Origin of the sequence: Methylocapsa palsarum, assembly GCF_900114285.1 — a bacterium.
GTDB classification, from domain to species: Bacteria; Pseudomonadota; Alphaproteobacteria; order Rhizobiales; family Beijerinckiaceae; genus Methylocapsa; species Methylocapsa palsarum.
In genome coordinates, this window is the sequence record NZ_FOSN01000004.1 from 85537 (window position 1) to 103599 (window position 18063).

Consider the following 18063-nt stretch of genomic DNA (forward strand, 5'->3'; position numbering starts at 1 on the left):
GTTTTCAACAGGAAGAGAGCGATCGCAAACGCGGGCGCAAAAGGCAAGCGCCTCCCTCGCGGCTGGAAAGATGGCGGCGCTGACCTCGGCCGGCCTAACCTTCCCGCGTGATCCGCTCGATTTCCGCCGCGACAAGCCGCTCGACCAGCGGCGGCAGATTCTCGTCGAGCCAGGCCTTGATCAGGGGCCGCAAGGCCTCCGTGGTCAGGGCGGCGATTGCGTCCGCGTTCTTAGCGAACCGGCTCGCCGCCAAAGCATTGAACGCGGCGGCGACCGACGCCTCCGCCCTTGGCGAGACGAGCGCCGCCGAGAGACCTCGCGAGGAGGAGGGCGCCCCGCGCGAGGACGGCGCCGTCCCCGGATTTTCCGCAGGTTCGGGGATCGCGCCGACGTTCGTTTCGTCCGGGGCGGCGTCCGCAAAGGCCATCTGGTCGTCCGCGATGATTCGCCTGATCGAGGCGAGGATGTCCTCCATCGCAGGCTCGTAAGCCTGAGCGTCGATCACATGGCGTTCATCTTGAAGAGGCTTGGCTGCGCTCATGGCCGCGATGCTTTCGGTCAGACTGATCCGCTCCCGCCCGCCGGCGATCGCGCGAATGCGCTTTGCCGGCCGAATCGCGCCGTTTGTGGGCCGGAGCCGCTCAAGTTAGCCCTCGCCCGCCCCCGCTTGCAAGGCGTATCGCCTGGATTGATTAACCTGTATTGATCAACTTGGACTGATCAACGGCCATCCGGCGTGCGCAGGCCGATCCACTTGTCCTTGACCTGATCGAAATGAATCGTCGGGTCGTATTCCGCTACGTTCAGATTGAGGTTGGCCGCCGAAAGACGTCCCGTCGCCGCCATGACGTCGTAGGACGCGACCACGCGGTTGCGCTGCGCGACGACGAGGTCGACCCGTCTGTTGAGAAGTGTCTGCTGCGCGAAAAGGACGTCGAAGGTGGTGCGCTGCCCAACCTTCGCTTCTTCGCGAATACCCTCGAGCGCGATTTCGGCGGCCTTGACGGCGGCCTTGGACGATTGAATGACAGCCTTGGAGCTGTCGAGTTCGCCCCAGCTCGACACCACGTCGCGGCGCACGGCGTCGCGCTCGAAATCTGCCTGAATGCGGGCCTGACCGAGTGTTTCTTTCGCCTGGCGGGCGCGCGCATAGACTTCGCCGCCTTCGTAAATCGGCACGGTGAGGCTGGCGGTGATCGAACCGTTGAACAAGCGTTCGCCGGGGAACCCCGAGACTTCATTTTGTTTCTGAACGTTGCCTTGAAGGTCGAGGCGCGGATAAAGCTCGCCCTCGATGATCTTGACCTGCAGTTCGGCGGTGTCGACAGCGTGCAGCCGCTCCTGAATCGCCGGATGCTCGGACAGGGCGAGGTCTATGGCGCTCTGCATATTCCGCGGCAGAAGACTTTCGATCGTCCGCGCCGGTTCGAGCTTGGTCGGCTGCACGCCGATGATCCTGCGATAATTGGCGACGCTGTTTTGCAGAGCGGCCTGGGCGATGAAATAGTCCGAGCGCGACTGCGCGAGCGAAGCTTCGGCTTGCGCCACATCCGTGCGCGTCACTTCGCCGACGGTGAAGCGATCGCGCGTCTGGCGCAGTTGTTCCTCGAGCACGACGATGTTGTTCTGGCGCAAATCCAGGATGGCGATGTCCCTCAGAACATCCATGTACGCCGTGGCGCCGTCGCGCAGAACGTTCAGTTCCGTGTCGCGAAGGGTTTCGCGGGAGCCGAAAACGCCCGACTGCGCCTGCCGGACGCTGTTCAGCGTCCGGTTGCCATTGAAAATGTTCTGCGTGACGGTGAACCCGAACGAGGTCGGCCCTGTGCCCGCCCTCTGTCGCAACGCCTGAGCCGCGGACGTGGAATCGAGATAATTGTAGCCGGCCTGGGCGTTCGCGGTCGCCGTCGGACGCCAGCCCGATGAGGCGCGTGGGATGTTCTCGTCCTGCGCCCGCACGCCCGCGCGTTGCTGATTGAGGTCCGGGTTGCCGCCATAGGCGCGCGCCAAGGCGCCCGACATCGTCTCCGCGCCGGCTTGTGGTGGAACAGCGATCACGCCGGCGAAGGCCAGCGCAAGGGCGAGGCTCGCCCGTTGAAAGGAGCGCGGAGCGAAGGAGGAGCGGCGCAGAGCAGACAAAAGACCACCTTCTCGATCAAGCCGCGCAAGACAAGGCGGCCCGCCAGCGGTCAGGTCGCCACGTCCCCGGTCGCCAAGTCCCCGGAAGAATCCACTTATCATCCGCCGGAATTTAGCGGGAAGGTGGCGGAACGTCGCGTCCGTTCGGAATACGGCGAAAAAACCGGCCCATTGCTTCAAAAAAGTCACGCGGACGGGGCGGCCGGCCACGCTCGCGACTCGTGCATGGCTGGAAGAAGAGTTCAAAAAAAGGAGAACTCCGGCGTTTTCCGGAAAGCGGCAAGGACAGGCGACGAACCGTCGAACAGCTTGCGCGAACTGATTTCGCCCTCGATCTTCTCGAATCGCACGGCCTTGCCCGCGCGTTCCGTCGGATCGTCCGGCAGAAAATGAATAGCGAGCAGACGGCCGCCCTCTTTTAGTTGCTTGAAAAGCCCGGCCAGATTGGCTTCGACGGCCCCGTTGATGAAGATCACGTCGAATGGCCCTTCCTCCGGCGCTCCGTCAGCCAGGGGCGCAAGGACCGTGCGCACGTCCTGCAGTCCGAAGCCGTCCAGGGCGCCGCGCATTTGCTCAAGTAAGAAGGGGTCGGATTCGATCGCGACGACGGAGCCGGCGAGGCCCGCGAACAAGGCCGCCGAATAACCACCGGACGACGCGACATCGAGAACTCTGTCCGCGGGGCCGACGCCCGCGTCCTGGATGAGCCGCGCGAGAATCAGCGGCGGCAAGAGCGTCCTTTGTTCCTGACCAGGCTCGCGCGAAGGGATCTGGAGCCCGATGTCCGAATAGGCGAACGGGCGCAATTCTGCGGGAAGAAACCGTTCGCGGGGCACGTCCAGCAGTCTGGCCAGCACCGTCCTGTCCGTCACGTCGAACGTTCTGATCTGGCAATCGACCATCGTCCGGCGGAGGAAAGCGGACTCCGCTCCAGCGTCCCCGGCGGGCGCAGCCTCGGCCGGGGCCTCCCGAGCAGGAGAAGGATGAACGAGTAAGTCTTCGGCGGGCATGTCTTGCATGACTATTGAGGATCCCCGGACCGTCGGCGCTTTGAGATGGAAACGCTGATCATCCCGGTTATAAAACGGGCGGTCGTTCATGTCTATTGCGGCGCAGCTTGATTGCCGCGTCAGCCGACGGGATGCGGCCCTCTTTTGTCGCCGGAAGTCAGAACTCCCATTGAAAAAAGGTCAAGCCGATGAGCGAATCGCCAACCGAGCATTTCGAGCACGCGGAACACGCCCAGCATGTCGCGCATCTCGGCGACAAGTTCCTGACTCAGGTCTCGGTCACGATCGCGCTACTGGCGGTGATCGCTGCGACGGTGGGCAGCTTGGAGACGATCGAGACGGCGGCCACCATCGGCGACAAGAACGCCGCCGTGCTGACCCAGAACAAAGCCACCGACATCTGGAATTTTTACCAGGCGAAAAGCATCAAGAAAAATCTCTACGGCATCGCCGCCGCCAATGGCGGCCCCAACGCCGAGGACTTCAAGGCGCAATCGCAACGCTACGGAGAGGATGAAAAGGAGCTGTCCGCGAAAGGCGAGCAACTCGAGCATGAGACGGAGGAAAAGCTGATCGCCAGCGAATCGCATGAGCGCCGCCACCACGTTCTGACCGTGGCGGTGACCCTTCTTCATGTCTCGATCGCGATCGCGACCATCTCCATCATCATGCGCGGCCAGCGCTGGCCCTGGTACGGCTCGCTTTTTCTCGGGCTGGCCGGCACGCTGGCCGCTGTCTATGCCTATTTGTGAGGCGGTCTACTTTTTAAGCTTCTTATTGCATTCGCTGTAGTAGCCGCCGCCCTTCTGGATCCATTTCAGCCCGGCGTTGGCGTTCGTGGCCTTGTTGGCGTTGTATTGATCGGTGCAGGTCTTCTGGCGGGCGACGCCCGGTTTCAGGCCGGAATATTTGGGCGAAATCTCCGTGGGAAACACGGCTTCGCCCGCGGCGCTCGCAGCGGGGACCATCGGGGCCGCTTTTTCGGGTTTTCCCTTCGCGGCCGGCGGCTTGAGCGGATTGGCCGGGGGAGGAGTCTCTGCGACTGGAGCCGGGGCCGGCGCGGGCGGCGGAGGCGCGGCCGCGGCGGGAGCCGGCGGCGGGGCGACGGGAGCGGGCTCAGGAGCCGCGACCGGAGCGGCCACAGGCGCGGCATCGGGAGCCGCGGGAGCCGCTGCCTTCAATTCGGTCACGCAAGTGCTGTAAAATTGCGGCCAGGCCTGGCCGTTCAGGGTTCCGGCCGATTTCGCTGCCTGGTACTTTTCGCTGCACTGGCGTTGAAGCGACTCGGCCAGCGAGGGAGTAACGGATGTAAAATTGAAGAGGGCCGAAGCGGCGGCGAGTGCGAAAAGCGAACAACCAGTACGAACATGCATGGGATATTTCTCCATCCTATCGGAAGCGCCAATCGCCGGGGGCTTGGGCGTGTCTATATCGAGAAACCGGACAAGGGTCGAGTCGCGACAGAATCCGTCGCAAAGAGGCCTGTCCGGACATGCAAATTCAGCGCCGCAGCGCCTGGAGCGCTTTCCGATCTCATGAAGTTAAGCGATCGATCAGAAATCGCTCCAGAGTCAAAAGCTTGAGCATATTCTTCTCGATTGGATTGATTCAATCCCATCGGAATATGCTCGAGCGCTTTCCGATCGCATGACGTCATGCGAACGATCAGAAATCGCTCCAGAGTCAAAAGCTTGAGCATAGTCTTGTCGATCGGATTGATTCAATCCGATCGCAATAAGCTCTGAGCCGCGGCGCATAGGCTCGGCTGTAAAAGGATCGGCGTCAGGCGCACCAAAGCGCCGCCTGCGCCTGATCAGATCTTGGCGCGCTAGATTAGATCTTGGCGCGCTTGATCAGGCTTGGCCGCTCGCCGCGGCCGCGACTTCCGCGGCGAAATCCGACTCCTGCTTTTCAATGCCTTCGCCAAGAGCGTAGCGCACGAACCCTTTAAGGGTGACCGGAGCGCCTACGGATTTCTCGGCGTCCTTGACGACCTGCGCGATGGTTTTGTTTGCATGGTCAGCATGAATCGAAGGCTGATCGAGAAGACAAACTTCCTTGAAATAGGTCTTCAGCCCGGAATCGACGATTTTCTCCAGAACATTGGCCGGCTTGCCCGCGTTCTTGTCGGCGAGAACCGCTTTCTCCCGCGCTACGACCGCCGGATCGAGACCGGCCGAATCGAGCGACAGCGGGCTGGCCGCCGCGACATGCAAGGCGATCAGCCGGCCGAGCGGCGCCAGCGCCGCCGGGTCGCCGCTGGATTCAAGAGCGACAATCACGCCGATCTTGCCGAGGCCTTCGGAAACGGCGTTGTGGACATAGGACCCGATAAAGCCTTCCTTCACCTGCACGGAGGCGGCGCGGCGCAAGGTCATGTTCTCGCCGATCGTGGCGATGGCGTTGGCGATGGCCTCCGCGACGGAGCCGCCGCCGGGATAGGGCGCACTCTTCAGAGCTTCGGCGTCGGTCAGGCCGGATTTCACCGCGACTTCGGCGATATTGCGCGCCAGAGCCTGAAAATCCTCGTTTCTTGCGACGAAATCCGTCTCGGAATTCACCTCGACGACCACTCCATCGCGCCCGCTCACGGCGACCGCGACAAGGCCTTCGGCCGCGATCCGGCCCGATTTCTTCGCGGCCTTGGAAAGACCCTTCTTGCGGAGCCAATCGATCGCGGCTTCAATTTCGCCCTCGACTTCGTTGAGGGCGTTCTTGCAATCCATCATCCCGGCGCCGGTCTTCTCGCGAAGATCCTTCACCATTGCGGCGGTGACGCTCGCCATTTCACATTCCTTCGTTTCCGGTCGTAGACGCCGTGTCCGGCTTCTTGCCGGATCAATGAGTTAGAGCAGAATGCCCGTATCGCGATTAAGCGGCGACAAGACCACGGGCATGGTTGATCCAGCCGTCGCGTTCGATGCGGCCCCCGAGCTTCAGGTCGTGATCGGCCTTCGCCGCATCCTCGGCGGTCATGGCCGCGATCTGCCAGAAATGGAATATGCCCGCATCGTTGAGTTTCTTCACGATCTGCGGACCGATGCCCGGCAATTTGCCAAGATCGTCCGGCGCGCCGCGCGGCGCTGTCAAAAGCTCGAAGATTTCGGCCGGAGCTTCGAAACTCTCTGCGACAGGAGCGGCGACCGTCAGATCCTCGCCGAGCGGTTGTTCCAGCTCGCCGGCGTCGATGTGGGTCGAACCCTGGGCCCGGGAAATTCCGTCGAGCGCGGCGCGGGCGATCAGATCGCAATAGAACGTGATGGCGCGCCCGGCGTCGTCGTTGCCCGGGATCGGAAACGTGATTCCGTCAGGATCGCAATTCGTATCGAGGATCGCGGCGACGGGAATATGCAGCCTCTCGGCTTCCTTGATCGCCAGTTGCTCCTTGTTCGTGTCGATGACGAAAATCAGATCGGGCGTGCCGCCCATATCCTTGATCCCGCCAAGCGCCTTTTCGAGCTTGTCGCGTTCGCGCGACATCATCAGACGCTCTTTCTTGGTCAGGCCTGCGGCGCCCGCCCCGAGAAGCTCGTCCAGTTTGCGAAGCCGCTGAATCGACCCGGAAATCGTCTTCCAGTTGGTCAGCATGCCGCCAAGCCAGCGCGAATTGATGTAATATTGGGCTGATCTATGCGCCGCGTCGGCGATCGCATCCTGCGCTTGCCGCTTCGTTCCGACGAGAAGCACGCGGCCGCCGCGGGCGACAGTGTCAGACACGGCCTTCAGCGCCTGGTGCAGCAAAGGCACCGTCTGCGCGAGATCGATGATATGGATGTTGTTTCGCGCGCCGAAGATATACGGCGACATTTTCGGGTTCCAGCGATGCGATTGATGGCCGAAATGCGCCCCCGCTTCGAGGAGGCCGCGCATAGTGAAGTCAGGCAATGCCATGATGGTCTCGTTCTCCGGTTAGGTCCGCCGCGGAGCGATATGGACCTTAGTCCCCTGCGGCGGCGCCCTTGCGGGAGGAACGCTCTGTCAGGAAAATAAGGCCACCGGGAGCGGACCTTAAAGCAGGCCCGCGCGATCCGCGTGTGGGATAAGGCGCGCTTATAGGACCGTGCGCGCGCCAATGCAAGGAGACGAATATGACGTCGATCCGCCGGAAATCCCTTGCCGGCGCCCCCGCCTTGGCGGCGCTTGCCTGTGCTGCTGTCGGAATGGCCTTTTTTGCCTCCGCCGCAACGCCCGCCCTGGCGGAAATGAGCGTCGAGGTCGGAGGAGCGCCGATGTTTCCCTCGAGAACTATTGCAGAGAACATGGCCGCTTCGAAGGACCATGTGAACCTCGTCACGGCGCTCAAGGCGTCGGACCTCGCCGATATATTGCAAGGCCCCGGACCTTTCACGGTTTTCGCGCCAGTCAACAAGGCTTTCGAGAAATTGCCGAAGGGAATTCTCGAATCGCTGCTGAAACCCGAAAACAGGGCCGAGCTGACCGCCCTGCTCTCCTATCATGTTCTTGCCGGTAAATATTCCGCCGCCGATCTCATCGCCGCGATCAAGACGGGCGGCGGCAAGGCGGTTTTCAAGACGCTGCAAGGCGAAGAGGTCAGCTTGATCCAGGACGGAAGAAAGATAGAGATCGTCGACGCGAAAGGCGGCAAATCCGCCGTGACGATCTCGGATGTCAATCAGAAGAACGGCGTCATTCACGTCGTCGACACGGTCCTGCTGCCCGGCGGATGACGCTTTCCAGAAACGAAGCTAGCGGCTCCGCGAGCTCTCCGGTCGCGCGCGGGGAGAGAAATTGGCCTCAAAACCGGCGCGAAGCGGAGCTAGAAATCGATTCTGGTTTATGTCCGCAGCCGCGGCTTCCAAGAAAATTATTGTCAAAGAAAATTATTGTCGTTTTCAAAGGTGTGTTTGGTATTGAAGGACAAGAATGGCATGATTGACATTCACTTTGGAGCGAGCGTGCCCGCGTGATCGAACAGGCGATGATTTTCGCGCTCGGCTTTATGATCGCAGGGCTGATCGCCCTCGCGATCGCTCCGGCGTTCTGGAGCCGCGCGATCCGGCTTTCCACCCGCCGGCTTCAGATGCAATTACCGCTTTCGGCGGAAGAGATTCGCGCTGATCGCGATCTGCTGAGGGCTGAATTCGCTGTCGAGCGCAGACGTCTCGAACAGAAATCGGAAGCCCTCAACCGCATTCACGGCGCTGATCTTGGCGAACTCGGGCGGCGCGCGACGGTCATTGTCGAGCGTGAAGCGGAAATAGCCTCGCTTCAGGCGAAAATCGCCGAGGCGGGAGCGGACATCGCCATCCTGCGGCTTTCGCTGGCGGAAACCACGGGCGAACACGCGGCGACCTCGACGGCGCTGAACGGCGCGAGCATCCTTGTCGAACGCAAGGACGCGGAATTGATCGCCTTGCGCAAGGCTCTCGCCGAGGAAAGCGCCGCGCGCGCGCGCTTGCGAGACCTCTTCGCCCAAGCCGAAGTCAAGGTTACGGCGCTCGGGGAGCAGATCGCGCATCTCCACAAAGACGCGGAATCGATGCGGGTCGAGCGTACGGCCGCGATCGCGGACCATGAAGCCGCCATCGAGGCCGCCCATACTCGCGAGAATGAGCTCCACGCGCGCGAGAATGCGCTCCAGGCAAAGCGCAGGCGCGCGATTGGCGCGGCGCGGGCGATCCGGCGAAGATGGCTGGAAAAGGCGCAAGCGCTGCGCCTGACGGCGGCCCAAGCGGCGCAGCCAGCCGGCGAAATGGAAAAAGCCGCCACGGAAAACGACGACAACGCGATCCTGCGGCAAACCATCAACGAGATCGGCGCGGCGATCATCCGCATGGCGACAAACGGAACGGCGAACATTGCCGAAGAATCAGCGACAAAGACGGAGGAGACGCCCCAGCGGCTGCCGAATCTGACGCTCGCGAGGCCGGACGCGCCGTCAATTCAAGACGAAAGCGTCCCGCCAAAAATTTCCCCCGCGCGGCGGGTTTGATGATTTGGGTTTGATGAAGGGCGCTTAAAACAAAGGCGCTAAAACAAAAAAAGGTCGCTAAAAAACAGCGAGGGCCGCGTCCCCCTTATCGGGGGCGCGGCCCGTAATACGAACCTCCCGGGGGCCAATGGGAGTTTCGTATGACAGTTTTATAACATCAACCGTGGATGTCTAGTAACGTTTCCGCGAAATGAGAAGCGCCTGCCGACGCTTCGGGATTAGCTCCACGGGGCGATTGATCCCAGCGCGCAAGCATACCAAGAGCGAACGCAGCCAGCGCCAATACAACGACCAGCGCGACGGACACCTGGAACTGACGGCGCGCGGCGCGCGCATCATAGGTGCGGACGAACCCTGCGTCCGCCCTTGGTGCAAAATGATCTGCGATCGACATGCCGCAACTCCAGTGCTGCGTGGGTAACTGATTGTTCTTACATAGGCGTTGAAGGGGCTTGTGCAGGTGCGGCTTCGCACATTGCTCCTCGGACGACGCCGGCTTTTTAGCCTGGACGAGGTAAAAATTGCGTGTTGAAACGACAATGCGCGATCAGCAAAAGGGTTCGAGGTTAACGGTTTTCATAGTTAACGAAGTGTTGACGCGCGGTTTCGAAAGCAGCGCCCTGCTGGCCCCTCAAGGGTTGCTCGGTCCCGGGTTTTGTTATTGCGTTGCACGCGCGCCGACCATAATGTCCGCCCGTTCCAAAACCCTGACCCTTTGATCTGAACTGGAGCTTGTCGCATGGCCTTCATCGCCGACGCCCTGTTGCGCGTTAAACCGTCCGCGACCATCGCGGTCACGCAAAAGGCGAGGGAACTCAAGAACGCCGGGCGCGACATCATCTCGCTGTCCGTCGGCGAGCCCGATTTCGACACGCCGGACAATATCAAGAAGGCCGGGATCGCCGCGATCGAGCGCGGCGAAACGAAATATACGCCGGTCTCGGGCATTCAGCCCTTGCGCGAAGCGATCGCCGCGAAATTCAAGCGCGAGAACGGCCTCGATTACCAGGCCTCGCAAACCATCGTCGGCACCGGCGGCAAGCACATCCTGTTCAATGCGTTTCTGGCGACGGTCAATCCGGGCGACGAGGTGATCATTCCGGCGCCCTATTGGGTCAGCTATCCGGACATGGTCCTCATCGCGGGCGGAACGCCGGTGTTTGTCGAAACGAAGATCGAAGACGGGTTCAAGCTCAAGGCGGAGGCCCTCGAACGGGCGATCACGCCAAAAACCAAATGGCTCCTGCTCAATTCTCCCTCAAATCCTTCCGGCGCCGCCTACACGCGCGACGAGCTGAAGGCGTTGACGGATGTGGTATTGCGCCACCCGCAGGTCTGGATCCTGACCGACGACATCTACGAACATCTGACCTATGGCGACTTCGTCTTTACGACGCCCGCGCAGGTTGAGCCCAATCTGATCGACCGCACCCTCACCATGAACGGCGTCTCGAAAGCCTATGCGATGACGGGATGGCGGATCGGCTACGCCGCCGGCCCGATCCACCTGATCAAGGCGATGGACATGCTGCAAGGGCAACAGACCTCGGGCGCCTGCTCGATCGCGCAATGGGCGTCGGTCGAGGCCTTGAACGGACCGCAGGATTTCATCGCGGAGCGGCGCAAGATTTTCGAGGAACGGCGCGACCTCGTCGTGTCGATGATCAATCAGGCAAGATACTTGCAATGCCCTTCGCCGGAAGGCGCTTTCTATGTCTATCCGTCCTGCGCGGACGCGATCGGCCGGAAAACGCAGAACGGCGCGACGATCGGCAACGATGAGGATTTCGTCGGCGCGCTCCTCGAGGCTGAGGGAGTGGCGGTGGTGCACGGGTCGGCGTTCGGCCTTGGTCCCAATTTCCGCATTTCCTATGCGACGGCGACGCCTGTCCTCGAAGACGCCTGCGTGAAGATTCAGCGGTTCTGTTCTTCGCTCGTTTGACCGCTGCGCGCAGCGGCCGTTTTTTTTGGACCCGAGGGCATATGTTCAGAGACGATGCCGGGGGCGGCGGCCGCAAACCGTCGCGCAATGTGCTGGGACAACCGCTGGAAAGCTGCTCGGTGAATCCGATGACGGGGTTCTTCCGCAACGGCTGCTGCGACACCGCCGCGGAAGACGTTGGAAGCCACACCGTGTGCATTGTCGCGACCGACGCGTTTCTGGCCTTTTCAAAGGCGCGCGGGAACGATCTCTCGACGCCGATGCCAGATTACGGCTTCCCCGGCGTGCGGCCGGGCGATGGCTGGTGCCTGTGCGCGCCCCGATGGCAGGAGGCTCACGAGGCGGGCGCCGCGCCGCGCGTCAAACTCAAATCGACCCATGAAGGCGCGCTCGCCTTCTGCAAACTCGAAGATTTGAAGCGCTACGCCATCGACCTGTCGTGAGCGCTTCGCTTTCGTCAATCGGCCAGTCCGAGAACGTCGATCATGGAATAGAGGCCCGGCTTGCGGGCGCGGCCCCAGAGCGCGGCCTCGACAGCCCCGCGCGCGAAGATGCTCCTGTCCTCGGCCTTGTGAACGAGTTCGACGCGCTCGCCCGGCCCCGCGAAGATGACCTTGTGGTCGCCGACCACCGTGCCGCCGCGCAATGTGGCGAAGCCGATGTCGCCAAAGGCGCGGGCGCCGGTATGCCCGTCGCGGGCGCGGACCGAATGGTCGTCAAGTTCGATTCCTCGCCCCTTGGCCGCCGCGGCGCCAAGCAGCAGCGCGGTGCCGGAGGGAGCGTCGACCTTCATGCGGTGGTGCATTTCGACGATTTCGATGTCGTATTCGGAACCAAGGACGCGGGCGACCTTCTCGACGAGCGCCGCGATGAGATTGACCCCGAGACTCATGTTGCCGGAGCGCACGATGACCGCGTGACGGGCCGCCGCCGCGATCTTCGCGAGATGATCCGACGTCAATCCCGTGCTGCCGATGACGTGAACGATGCGGGCCTGCGCCGCGAGCGCGGCGAGTTCGACCGTCGCGTCCGGGGCGGTGAAATCGAGAACGCCGTCGGCGTCGACAAGAACGCCCAAGGGATCGCTGACGATTTCAACCCCGCTTTGACCGCAGCCCGCAAGCAGTCCGGCATCTTGGCCGAGCGCGATCGACCCCTCGCGTTCAAGCGCTCCGCACAACACCGCGCCGGGCGTTTCATGAATGAGCTGGATCAGCGCGCGGCCCATCCGACCTGCGGCTCCGGCGACGACGAGTCGCATATCCCCCATGATTTCTTCCTGTTCAATCAGCTCGCGGCGATCTCGGCGAGGATCTCCTGCGCCGCCGCCTTCGGGTCTTTCGCCGCCGTAACCGGGCGCCCGACCACAAGATAATCCGCGCCCGCCTCGATGGCCTGCGCCGGAGTCATCGTTCTCTTCTGGTCGGACGCCTGCGCGCCCGCCGGCCTGATTCCCGGCGTCACCAGAAGCAGGTTTGAACCGTATCGCGCGCGGACGGACCTCGCCTCCTCGCCCGAAAGGATCAATCCGTCAAGACCCGCGGCGCAGGCCTGCGCCGCCCGGCGCGCGACAAGCTCTTTCACGCCGCAGGCGAAGCCGGCCTCGGCAAGATCGCGATCGTCATACGAGGTCATCACGGTGACGCCAAGCAATTGGAGAGGCGAGCCCGCAACGCCTGATTTCGCCGCCGCCATTGTCTGCGGATAGGCGTGGACTGTCAGGAAACGCGCGCCGAGCCGGGCGACGTTGGCGCAGGCCCGGCTGACCGTCGTCGGAATGTCGTGCAACTTGAGGTCGAGAAAAACCTGCTTGCCGTCCTTGATCAGACTGTCCGCGAAAGCAAGGCCGCCTCCATAGGCGAACTCCATGCCGATCTTGTAAAAGACGACGCTCTCGCCCAGCGCCCGGACCAGCGCCGACGCCTCTGAGGGAGTTGAGACGTCCAGCGCCACGATGAGCTTTTCGCGCAGATTGGGCGCGAGCGTCCGATCGAGCGCCGGGGCCCCCGGCATTACGAGCGGTGAGTCTTGTTGTGGTCGCCGATATGGCGCGCGGGCCGACCCTTGAGATCACGCGGCGCGCTCTTGCGTCCCGGTTGAGAGGGTTTGGGCTTCAGGCGCAGACGGGCTCTTGCGCCGTCGATCTCTTTTTGCAGGCCCAGTTGCATCTTTTCGGTGCCGATTCTGAGCTTGTCGAAAAATTCCATGGCCGGATTTTGCCGCCGCCCGCCGTCGTGGCTCACGACGCCGGTCTCGTTGCGGCGATAGACCCAGACGCGAGCCGGCGGAATGTTCAGCCACACCGGGCGTGAGGCTTCGACATGAAACGCCTGAAGGGCCGCATGATCGCGCGGCATCGGCGAGGCCGGACCATAGGTGAACTGAATGAAGCAACCCTCCGGCTGCAAACATCTGAACCCGTCCGCCAGAAGCACGAGCCTTTGCGATTCCGGCTTCATGAGCAAGGGCAGGCTGGAAACGATGGCGTCCGCCGGGCCTTCGAGATGCGATCCGAGCGTCTGGCTCAAATGGTAGGCGTCGCCCTGGACGATCCGGACGCCGGGAAAGCGCCGCTCCAGCAGTTTGCAGAAACCTCGATCAAATTCCACCAGGATCAGGCGCTTGGGGTCGACCCCGCGCTTCAGCAGCGCGTCGGTGATCGCTCCGGTTCCTGGTCCAAGTTCGATGATCGGACCCGAGCCCTGCGGATCGACGTAATTCGCCATCATCCGGGCGAGGTAGCGCCCCGACGGGGACACAGCTCCCGCAATCATCGGATTTTCGAGCCAGGAACGAAAAAAACGAGCTTCGTCGGGCAGACGGGCTTCGATCGGTCTGTCGTATGATGCGCGATGGTCCGGACGCGAGGATGGGGGGTGCAAAGGAAACCTCGCTTTAGACGTTTAGCGTTATTATTGGTTGTAAAATTGCTGACATAAAGACCGCCGTCAAGCAAGAGTGACGCCGACCGCCAAGCGATCCGGGGCGCCGCCGCCCGCAGCCTGCTCGCCTCGCGCGCAGGACTCTAAGACCGCCCCGAATCGCGGGCGATCTAAAAAAAATCCTTCATCTTGGCGAAAAAGCCGGCCGCTTCGGGATGGGTTTTGTGAGACGACAGGCTCTCGAACTCGGTCAGCAATTCGCGCTGGCGCTTCGTCAGGTTTTGCGGGGTCTCCACATTGGCCTGAACGTAAAGGTCGCCGATTTCGCGCGAGCGCAGCACCGGCATCCCTTTGTTCTTCACCTTGAACTGCTTGCCCGATTGCGTTCCCTCGGGAATTTTCACCTTGGTTTCGCCGCCATCCAGGGCGCGCACGCTGACTTCGCCGCCGAGCGCCGCCTGCACCATGGAGATCGGAACCCGGCAGAAAAGATCGGCCCCCTCGCGCTGAAAGAAGGCGTGCGGTTTGGTCGAGACGAAAATATAAAGATCGCCGGCCGGACCGCCCTTGCTTCCGGCTTCGCCCTCCCCGGCGAGGCGGATTCGCGTCCCGTCCTCGACTCCCGGCGGCACATTGACCGACAAGTTTCGCTCTCGGGTGACGCGTCCCGAACCGCCGCAAGGCGGGCACGGATTGTCGATGATCTCTCCCCGGCCATGACAATGCGGACAGGTTCGCTCGATGGCGAAAAAACCCTGCTGCGCGCGCACTCGCCCCTGCCCGGCGCAGGTCGGACACAATCTTGGCTTGGCGCCCGGCTTGGCGCCCGATCCCGAACAGGCTTCGCAGGTGACCGAGGTCGGAAGGGTGAGCGAGGCGGTCTTGCCGTGGTACGCCTCCTCGAGCGTAATCTCCATATTGTAGCGCAGGTCGGAGCCGCGCGACGCGCCGCCTCGCCCGCCGCTGCGCCGGCCCATGACGTCGCCAAAGAGATCGTCGAAAATATCCGACATCGACGAGGCGAAGCCGTCGCCGCCGCCAAGACCGCCCTGCTCGAACGCAGCGTGGCCAAACCGATCGTAGGCCGCCCGCTTCTGCCCGTCGGAAAGCGTCTGGTAAGCCTCGTTCAACTCCTTGAACTTGATCTCGGCTGACGCATTGCCGGGATTGCGGTCGGGATGCCACTCCATCGCCGCCTTCCGGAAGGCGGTTTTCATTTCGATTTCGGTACAGGTCTTCGAAACACCCAGAACTTCATAATAGTCGCGTTTGGCCATCGTTCTTCGCGTTCCCGTCTTGCGTCCTGGAAGTCGTCCCATGCGCGACGCCAACCGCATTGCGCTCATCATGTCGCGACGCCCGACGCAGGAAACCTGTTCCCGGCGCGGCCCGCAATGTCCAGCGGCCGAACAACCGGCACCGGCGTCAAGGCTCTTGCGACGGTTCCAGAACTCTAGGCTGCAACATAATCGCCCCGGAAGGCGAGGTCGAGATCAACAAAGTCGAGCGCGACGATAAAATACATAGATCACGAAGGGCTTCGCGTGGAGACAACGCCCGCGTGGAGATAGCGTGAGCAAGACTGGCGCCGGTTGCCGGCCAGAGCATATTCCGATCGGATTCAATCAATCCAATCGGTCTGACCGATCGCATGACTTCATGCGATCGGTAAGCGCTCAAGTTCCAAAAAAGCGCCTCCGCGCGCCGGGATCATTGCTCCCGGATGCGCGAAGGCGGCTGTTTCATTTCACTTGCAAAGCCTGTTTGCCGGACGGACTTTCAGGTCAGGCGGATTTCTTCTTGTCGTCCGGGCCGACTTCCTTGAAGTCGGCGTCGATGACGTCATCCTTCGCCTCGGGGCCGGCGTCGTGGCCGCCCTCGGCGCCGGGTCCGCCCTGGCCTTTGTATATTGCCTCTCCAAGTTTCATTGAGGCCTGCATCAGATCGTTGGTCTTGGCTTTGATGGCTTCGAGATCTTCGCCTTCGAGCGCGGTTCTCAAGGCCGCGACCGCCGATTCGACGGCGCTCTTGTCGGAGGCGGCGACCTTGTCGCCGTATTCCGCCAGCGATTTGTCGGCGGTATGAACCATGGCCTCGCCATGGTTCTTCGCGTCGACCAGTTCGCGGCGGGCCTTGTCCTCGCTCGCATGCGCCTCGGCGTCCTTCACCATCCGGTCGATATCGGAATCGCTGAGGCCGCCAGACGCCTGGATGCGGATCTGCTGCTCCTTGTTGGTGGCCTTGTCCTTGGCCGTGACGTTGACGATGCCGTTGGCGTCAATGTCGAAGGTGACCTCGATCTGCGGCACGCCGCGGGGAGCCCCCGGGATGCCGACAAGGTCGAACTGGCCAAGAAGCTTGTTGTCGGCCGCCATCTCGCGTTCGCCCTGAAACACCCTGATGGTGACCGCCGTCTGGTTGTCCTCGGCCGTCGAGAACACCTGACTCTTCTTGGTCGGAATGGTCGTGTTCCGGTCGATGAGGCGCGTGAACACCCCTCCAAGGGTTTCGATGCCGAGCGACAAAGGCGTCACGTCGAGGAGCAGCACGTCCTTGACGTCGCCCTGCAGCACGCCGGCCTGAACCGCGGCGCCGATCGCGACGACTTCATCCGGATTGACGCCCTTGTGGGGCTCCTTACCGAACAGGGCCTTCACCACTTCCTGGACTTTCGGCATCCGGGTCATGCCGCCGACGAGAACGACCTCGTTGATTTCACCAGCGGTGAGCCCGGCGTCCTTCAACGCCTTGCGGCACGGCTCGACCGTCTTCTGAATCAGATCGTCGACAAGCGCCTCGAACTTCGCCCGCGTGAGCTTCAAGGTCAGATGTTTCGGTCCCGCCGCGTCCGCCGTGATATAGGGCAGATTGATTTCGGTCTGGGTCGCGGAGGACAATTCGATCTTGGCCTTCTCGGCGGCTTCCTTGAGCCGCTGAAGCGCGAGCTTGTCCTTGCGCAGATCGATCCCGTTCTCCTTCTTGAATTCGTCCGCGAGATATTCGACGAGACGGATGTCGAAGTCCTCGCCGCCAAGGAAGGTGTCGCCGTTGACGGACTTCACTTCGAAGACGCCGTCGCCGATTTCGAGGATCGAGATATCGAAGGTGCCGCCGCCGAGATCGTAGACGGCGATGACGCCGGAGCCTTTCTTGTCGAGGCCATAGGCCAGCGCCGCGGCGGTGGGTTCGTTGATGATGCGCAGCACTTCAAGTCCGGCGATCTTGCCGGCGTCCTTGGTGGCCTGGCGCTGGGCGTCGTTGAAATAGGCCGGGACCGTGATCACCGCCTGGGTGACCGGCTGCCCGAGATAGGCCTCCGCGGTCTCTTTCATCTTCTGGAGGACGAAAGCGGAGATCTGCGAGGGGGAATATTGCTTGCCGTCGGCCTGAACCCAGGCGTCGCCGTTGGGGGCGCGGATGATCTTGTAGGGGACGAGGCCGATGTCCTTCTTGGTCATCGGATCGTCGAAGGTCCGCCCGATAAGCCGCTTGATCGCGAAAAACGTGCGCTCCGGATTGGTGACGCTCTGGCGCTTGGCCGGCTGTCCGACGAGCCGCTCGCCATCGTCCGTGAACGCGACGATTGAAGGCGTCGTGCGCGCTCCTTCAGCGTTTTCGATGACCTTCGGTGTCGCTCCTTCCATGACGGCCACGCAAGAATTCGTGGTTCCTAGGTCGATTCCAATTACTTTTGCCATGAATGTTATTCCTTTCGATCCGCAAGACCACCGGACCCCGAAGCGATCCAGGTTATGGGCGGACGGATTTCCGCCCGGTCCCCGACGCTATTCAGATTGGTATCCTCGCGCGCGAAAGCAAGATGCGCCCCGCGCGCAGGACAAGGCCCCTTTTTTTCAGGATGCGACCTTTATAGGGAGAGGGCCACAGGGCGCAAGGCGAGACTTTACCGGCGAAGGTTGGCCGGCGAGCGAGGACCGGCTGGCGAGCGAGGATCGGCTGGCGAGCGAGGATCGGCTGGAAGCAAACCGCGGCGCAAGCTAGAACGCTTGGCCAAACCTTGGCGAACCTTGACGGAACCCTGGCGAACCCGGCCCGAACTGGCGCGTCAGCCTCAACCGTGCGAGTTTGCCTGGCGCAAGCGCGCGCAAACGCGAGAAACACCGAGCGAGTTAGAGG

At 62.2% G+C, this 18063-nt stretch carries 16 protein-coding genes and 1 pseudogene; 5 read left to right on the plus strand and 12 right to left on the minus strand.

What is annotated here, in order from left to right; translation table 11 throughout:
• Positions 1-94: 94 nt before the first annotated feature.
• From BM177_RS06125 to BM177_RS06135, 3 genes are all read right to left on the minus strand, one after another.
• On the minus strand, positions 95-541 hold the full coding sequence (locus BM177_RS06125; RefSeq protein ID WP_244532154.1) for a PopZ family protein: 447 nt from the start codon (positions 539-541) through the stop codon (positions 95-97).
• 179 nt (positions 542-720) lie between these two features.
• Positions 721-2139, minus strand: a complete 1419-nt coding sequence (locus BM177_RS06130; protein ID WP_244532156.1) for a TolC family outer membrane protein — start codon at positions 2137-2139, stop codon at positions 721-723.
• A 242-nt stretch (positions 2140-2381) separates the two neighbouring features.
• Entirely contained in the window at positions 2382-3158 is a 777-nt protein-coding gene (locus tag BM177_RS06135; RefSeq protein WP_244532157.1) for a protein-L-isoaspartate O-methyltransferase family protein, read from the minus strand.
• 179 nt (positions 3159-3337) lie between these two features.
• Between BM177_RS06135 and BM177_RS06140 the strand changes: the two genes are divergently transcribed.
• The gene (locus BM177_RS06140) at positions 3338-3901 is read left to right on the plus strand and encodes a DUF4337 family protein (RefSeq protein WP_091679911.1); all 564 of its coding nucleotides are present in this window, start codon (positions 3338-3340) and stop codon (positions 3899-3901) included.
• Positions 3902-3907: 6 nt separating this feature from the next.
• On the opposite strand, the gene BM177_RS06145 is transcribed toward BM177_RS06140, so the two are convergent.
• From BM177_RS06145 to BM177_RS06160, 3 genes are all read right to left on the minus strand, one after another.
• Positions 3908-4522, minus strand: coding sequence for a hypothetical protein (locus BM177_RS06145; RefSeq protein WP_244532158.1), 615 nt, complete (start codon positions 4520-4522; stop codon positions 3908-3910).
• Positions 4523-5002: 480 nt separating this feature from the next.
• Positions 5003-5935 (minus strand): translation elongation factor Ts, encoded by a 933-nt coding sequence (gene tsf, locus BM177_RS06155; RefSeq protein WP_091679920.1) that lies wholly within the window; start codon positions 5933-5935, stop codon positions 5003-5005.
• An 85-nt stretch (positions 5936-6020) separates the two neighbouring features.
• The gene (locus BM177_RS06160; protein WP_091679924.1) at positions 6021-7040 is read right to left on the minus strand and encodes a 30S ribosomal protein S2; all 1020 of its coding nucleotides are present in this window, start codon (positions 7038-7040) and stop codon (positions 6021-6023) included.
• A gap of 197 nt (positions 7041-7237) precedes the next feature.
• On the opposite strand from BM177_RS06160, the gene BM177_RS06165 reads away from it, so the two are divergent.
• Both BM177_RS06165 and BM177_RS06170 read left to right on the plus strand, forming a co-directional pair.
• Positions 7238-7837 (plus strand): fasciclin domain-containing protein, encoded by a 600-nt coding sequence (locus BM177_RS06165; RefSeq protein ID WP_091679927.1) that lies wholly within the window; start codon positions 7238-7240, stop codon positions 7835-7837.
• A gap of 236 nt (positions 7838-8073) precedes the next feature.
• The gene (locus tag BM177_RS06170; protein WP_091679930.1) at positions 8074-9102 is read left to right on the plus strand and encodes a coiled-coil domain-containing protein; all 1029 of its coding nucleotides are present in this window, start codon (positions 8074-8076) and stop codon (positions 9100-9102) included.
• Between the two features lie 157 nt (positions 9103-9259).
• Here BM177_RS06170 and BM177_RS06175 read toward each other — a convergent pair whose 3' ends face one another.
• Entirely contained in the window at positions 9260-9496 is a 237-nt protein-coding gene (locus BM177_RS06175; RefSeq protein ID WP_091679934.1) for a hypothetical protein, read from the minus strand.
• Positions 9497-9841: 345 nt separating this feature from the next.
• On the opposite strand from BM177_RS06175, the gene BM177_RS06180 reads away from it, so the two are divergent.
• Positions 9842-11044, plus strand: coding sequence for a pyridoxal phosphate-dependent aminotransferase (locus tag BM177_RS06180; RefSeq protein WP_091679938.1), 1203 nt, complete (start codon positions 9842-9844; stop codon positions 11042-11044).
• Positions 11045-11085: 41 nt separating this feature from the next.
• On the plus strand, positions 11086-11487 hold the full coding sequence (locus BM177_RS06185) for a DUF2237 family protein (RefSeq protein WP_091680279.1): 402 nt from the start codon (positions 11086-11088) through the stop codon (positions 11485-11487).
• A 14-nt stretch (positions 11488-11501) separates the two neighbouring features.
• On the opposite strand, the gene dapB is transcribed toward BM177_RS06185, so the two are convergent.
• From dapB to dnaK, 5 genes and pseudogenes are all read right to left on the minus strand, one after another.
• The gene (gene dapB / locus BM177_RS06190) at positions 11502-12314 is read right to left on the minus strand and encodes a 4-hydroxy-tetrahydrodipicolinate reductase (protein ID WP_091679942.1); all 813 of its coding nucleotides are present in this window, start codon (positions 12312-12314) and stop codon (positions 11502-11504) included.
• A gap of 17 nt (positions 12315-12331) precedes the next feature.
• Positions 12332-13057, minus strand: coding sequence for an orotidine-5'-phosphate decarboxylase (pyrF, locus tag BM177_RS06195; protein ID WP_091679946.1), 726 nt, complete (start codon positions 13055-13057; stop codon positions 12332-12334).
• Between the two features lie 245 nt (positions 13058-13302).
• A pseudogene (locus tag BM177_RS06200) lies at positions 13303-13818 on the minus strand (class I SAM-dependent methyltransferase); the annotation flags it as partial.
• 278 nt (positions 13819-14096) lie between these two features.
• On the minus strand, positions 14097-15203 hold the full coding sequence (gene dnaJ / locus BM177_RS06205) for a molecular chaperone DnaJ (RefSeq protein ID WP_091679951.1): 1107 nt from the start codon (positions 15201-15203) through the stop codon (positions 14097-14099).
• A gap of 507 nt (positions 15204-15710) precedes the next feature.
• Entirely contained in the window at positions 15711-17624 is a 1914-nt protein-coding gene (gene dnaK, locus BM177_RS06210; protein WP_091679954.1) for a molecular chaperone DnaK, read from the minus strand.
• Positions 17625-18063: the final 439 nt, after the last annotated feature.

Bases quoted from the DNA above. Each gene is read 5' to 3' on its own strand.
- BM177_RS06140 (WP_091679911.1), top strand. From the start codon at position 3,338: ATGAGCGAATCGCCAACCGAGCATTTCGAGCACGCGGAACACGCCCAG.
- BM177_RS06160 (WP_091679924.1), bottom strand. From the start codon at position 7,040: ATGGCATTGCCTGACTTCACTATGCGCGGCCTCCTCGAAGCGGGGGCG.
- dnaK (WP_091679954.1), bottom strand. From the start codon at position 17,624: ATGGCAAAAGTAATTGGAATCGACCTAGGAACCACGAATTCTTGCGTG.
- BM177_RS06135 (WP_244532157.1), bottom strand. From the start codon at position 3,158: ATGCAAGACATGCCCGCCGAAGACTTACTCGTTCATCCTTCTCCTGCT.
- BM177_RS06145 (WP_244532158.1), bottom strand. From the start codon at position 4,522: ATGCATGTTCGTACTGGTTGTTCGCTTTTCGCACTCGCCGCCGCTTCG.
- BM177_RS06165 (WP_091679927.1), top strand. From the start codon at position 7,238: ATGACGTCGATCCGCCGGAAATCCCTTGCCGGCGCCCCCGCCTTGGCG.
- BM177_RS06125 (WP_244532154.1), bottom strand. From the start codon at position 541: ATGAGCGCAGCCAAGCCTCTTCAAGATGAACGCCATGTGATCGACGCT.
- dnaJ (WP_091679951.1), bottom strand. From the start codon at position 15,203: ATGGCCAAACGCGACTATTATGAAGTTCTGGGTGTTTCGAAGACCTGT.
- pyrF (WP_091679946.1), bottom strand. From the start codon at position 13,057: ATGCCGGGGGCCCCGGCGCTCGATCGGACGCTCGCGCCCAATCTGCGC.
- dapB (WP_091679942.1), bottom strand. From the start codon at position 12,314: ATGGGGGATATGCGACTCGTCGTCGCCGGAGCCGCAGGTCGGATGGGC.
- BM177_RS06175 (WP_091679934.1), bottom strand. From the start codon at position 9,496: ATGTCGATCGCAGATCATTTTGCACCAAGGGCGGACGCAGGGTTCGTC.
- BM177_RS06185 (WP_091680279.1), top strand. From the start codon at position 11,086: ATGTTCAGAGACGATGCCGGGGGCGGCGGCCGCAAACCGTCGCGCAAT.
- BM177_RS06180 (WP_091679938.1), top strand. From the start codon at position 9,842: ATGGCCTTCATCGCCGACGCCCTGTTGCGCGTTAAACCGTCCGCGACC.
- tsf (WP_091679920.1), bottom strand. From the start codon at position 5,935: ATGGCGAGCGTCACCGCCGCAATGGTGAAGGATCTTCGCGAGAAGACC.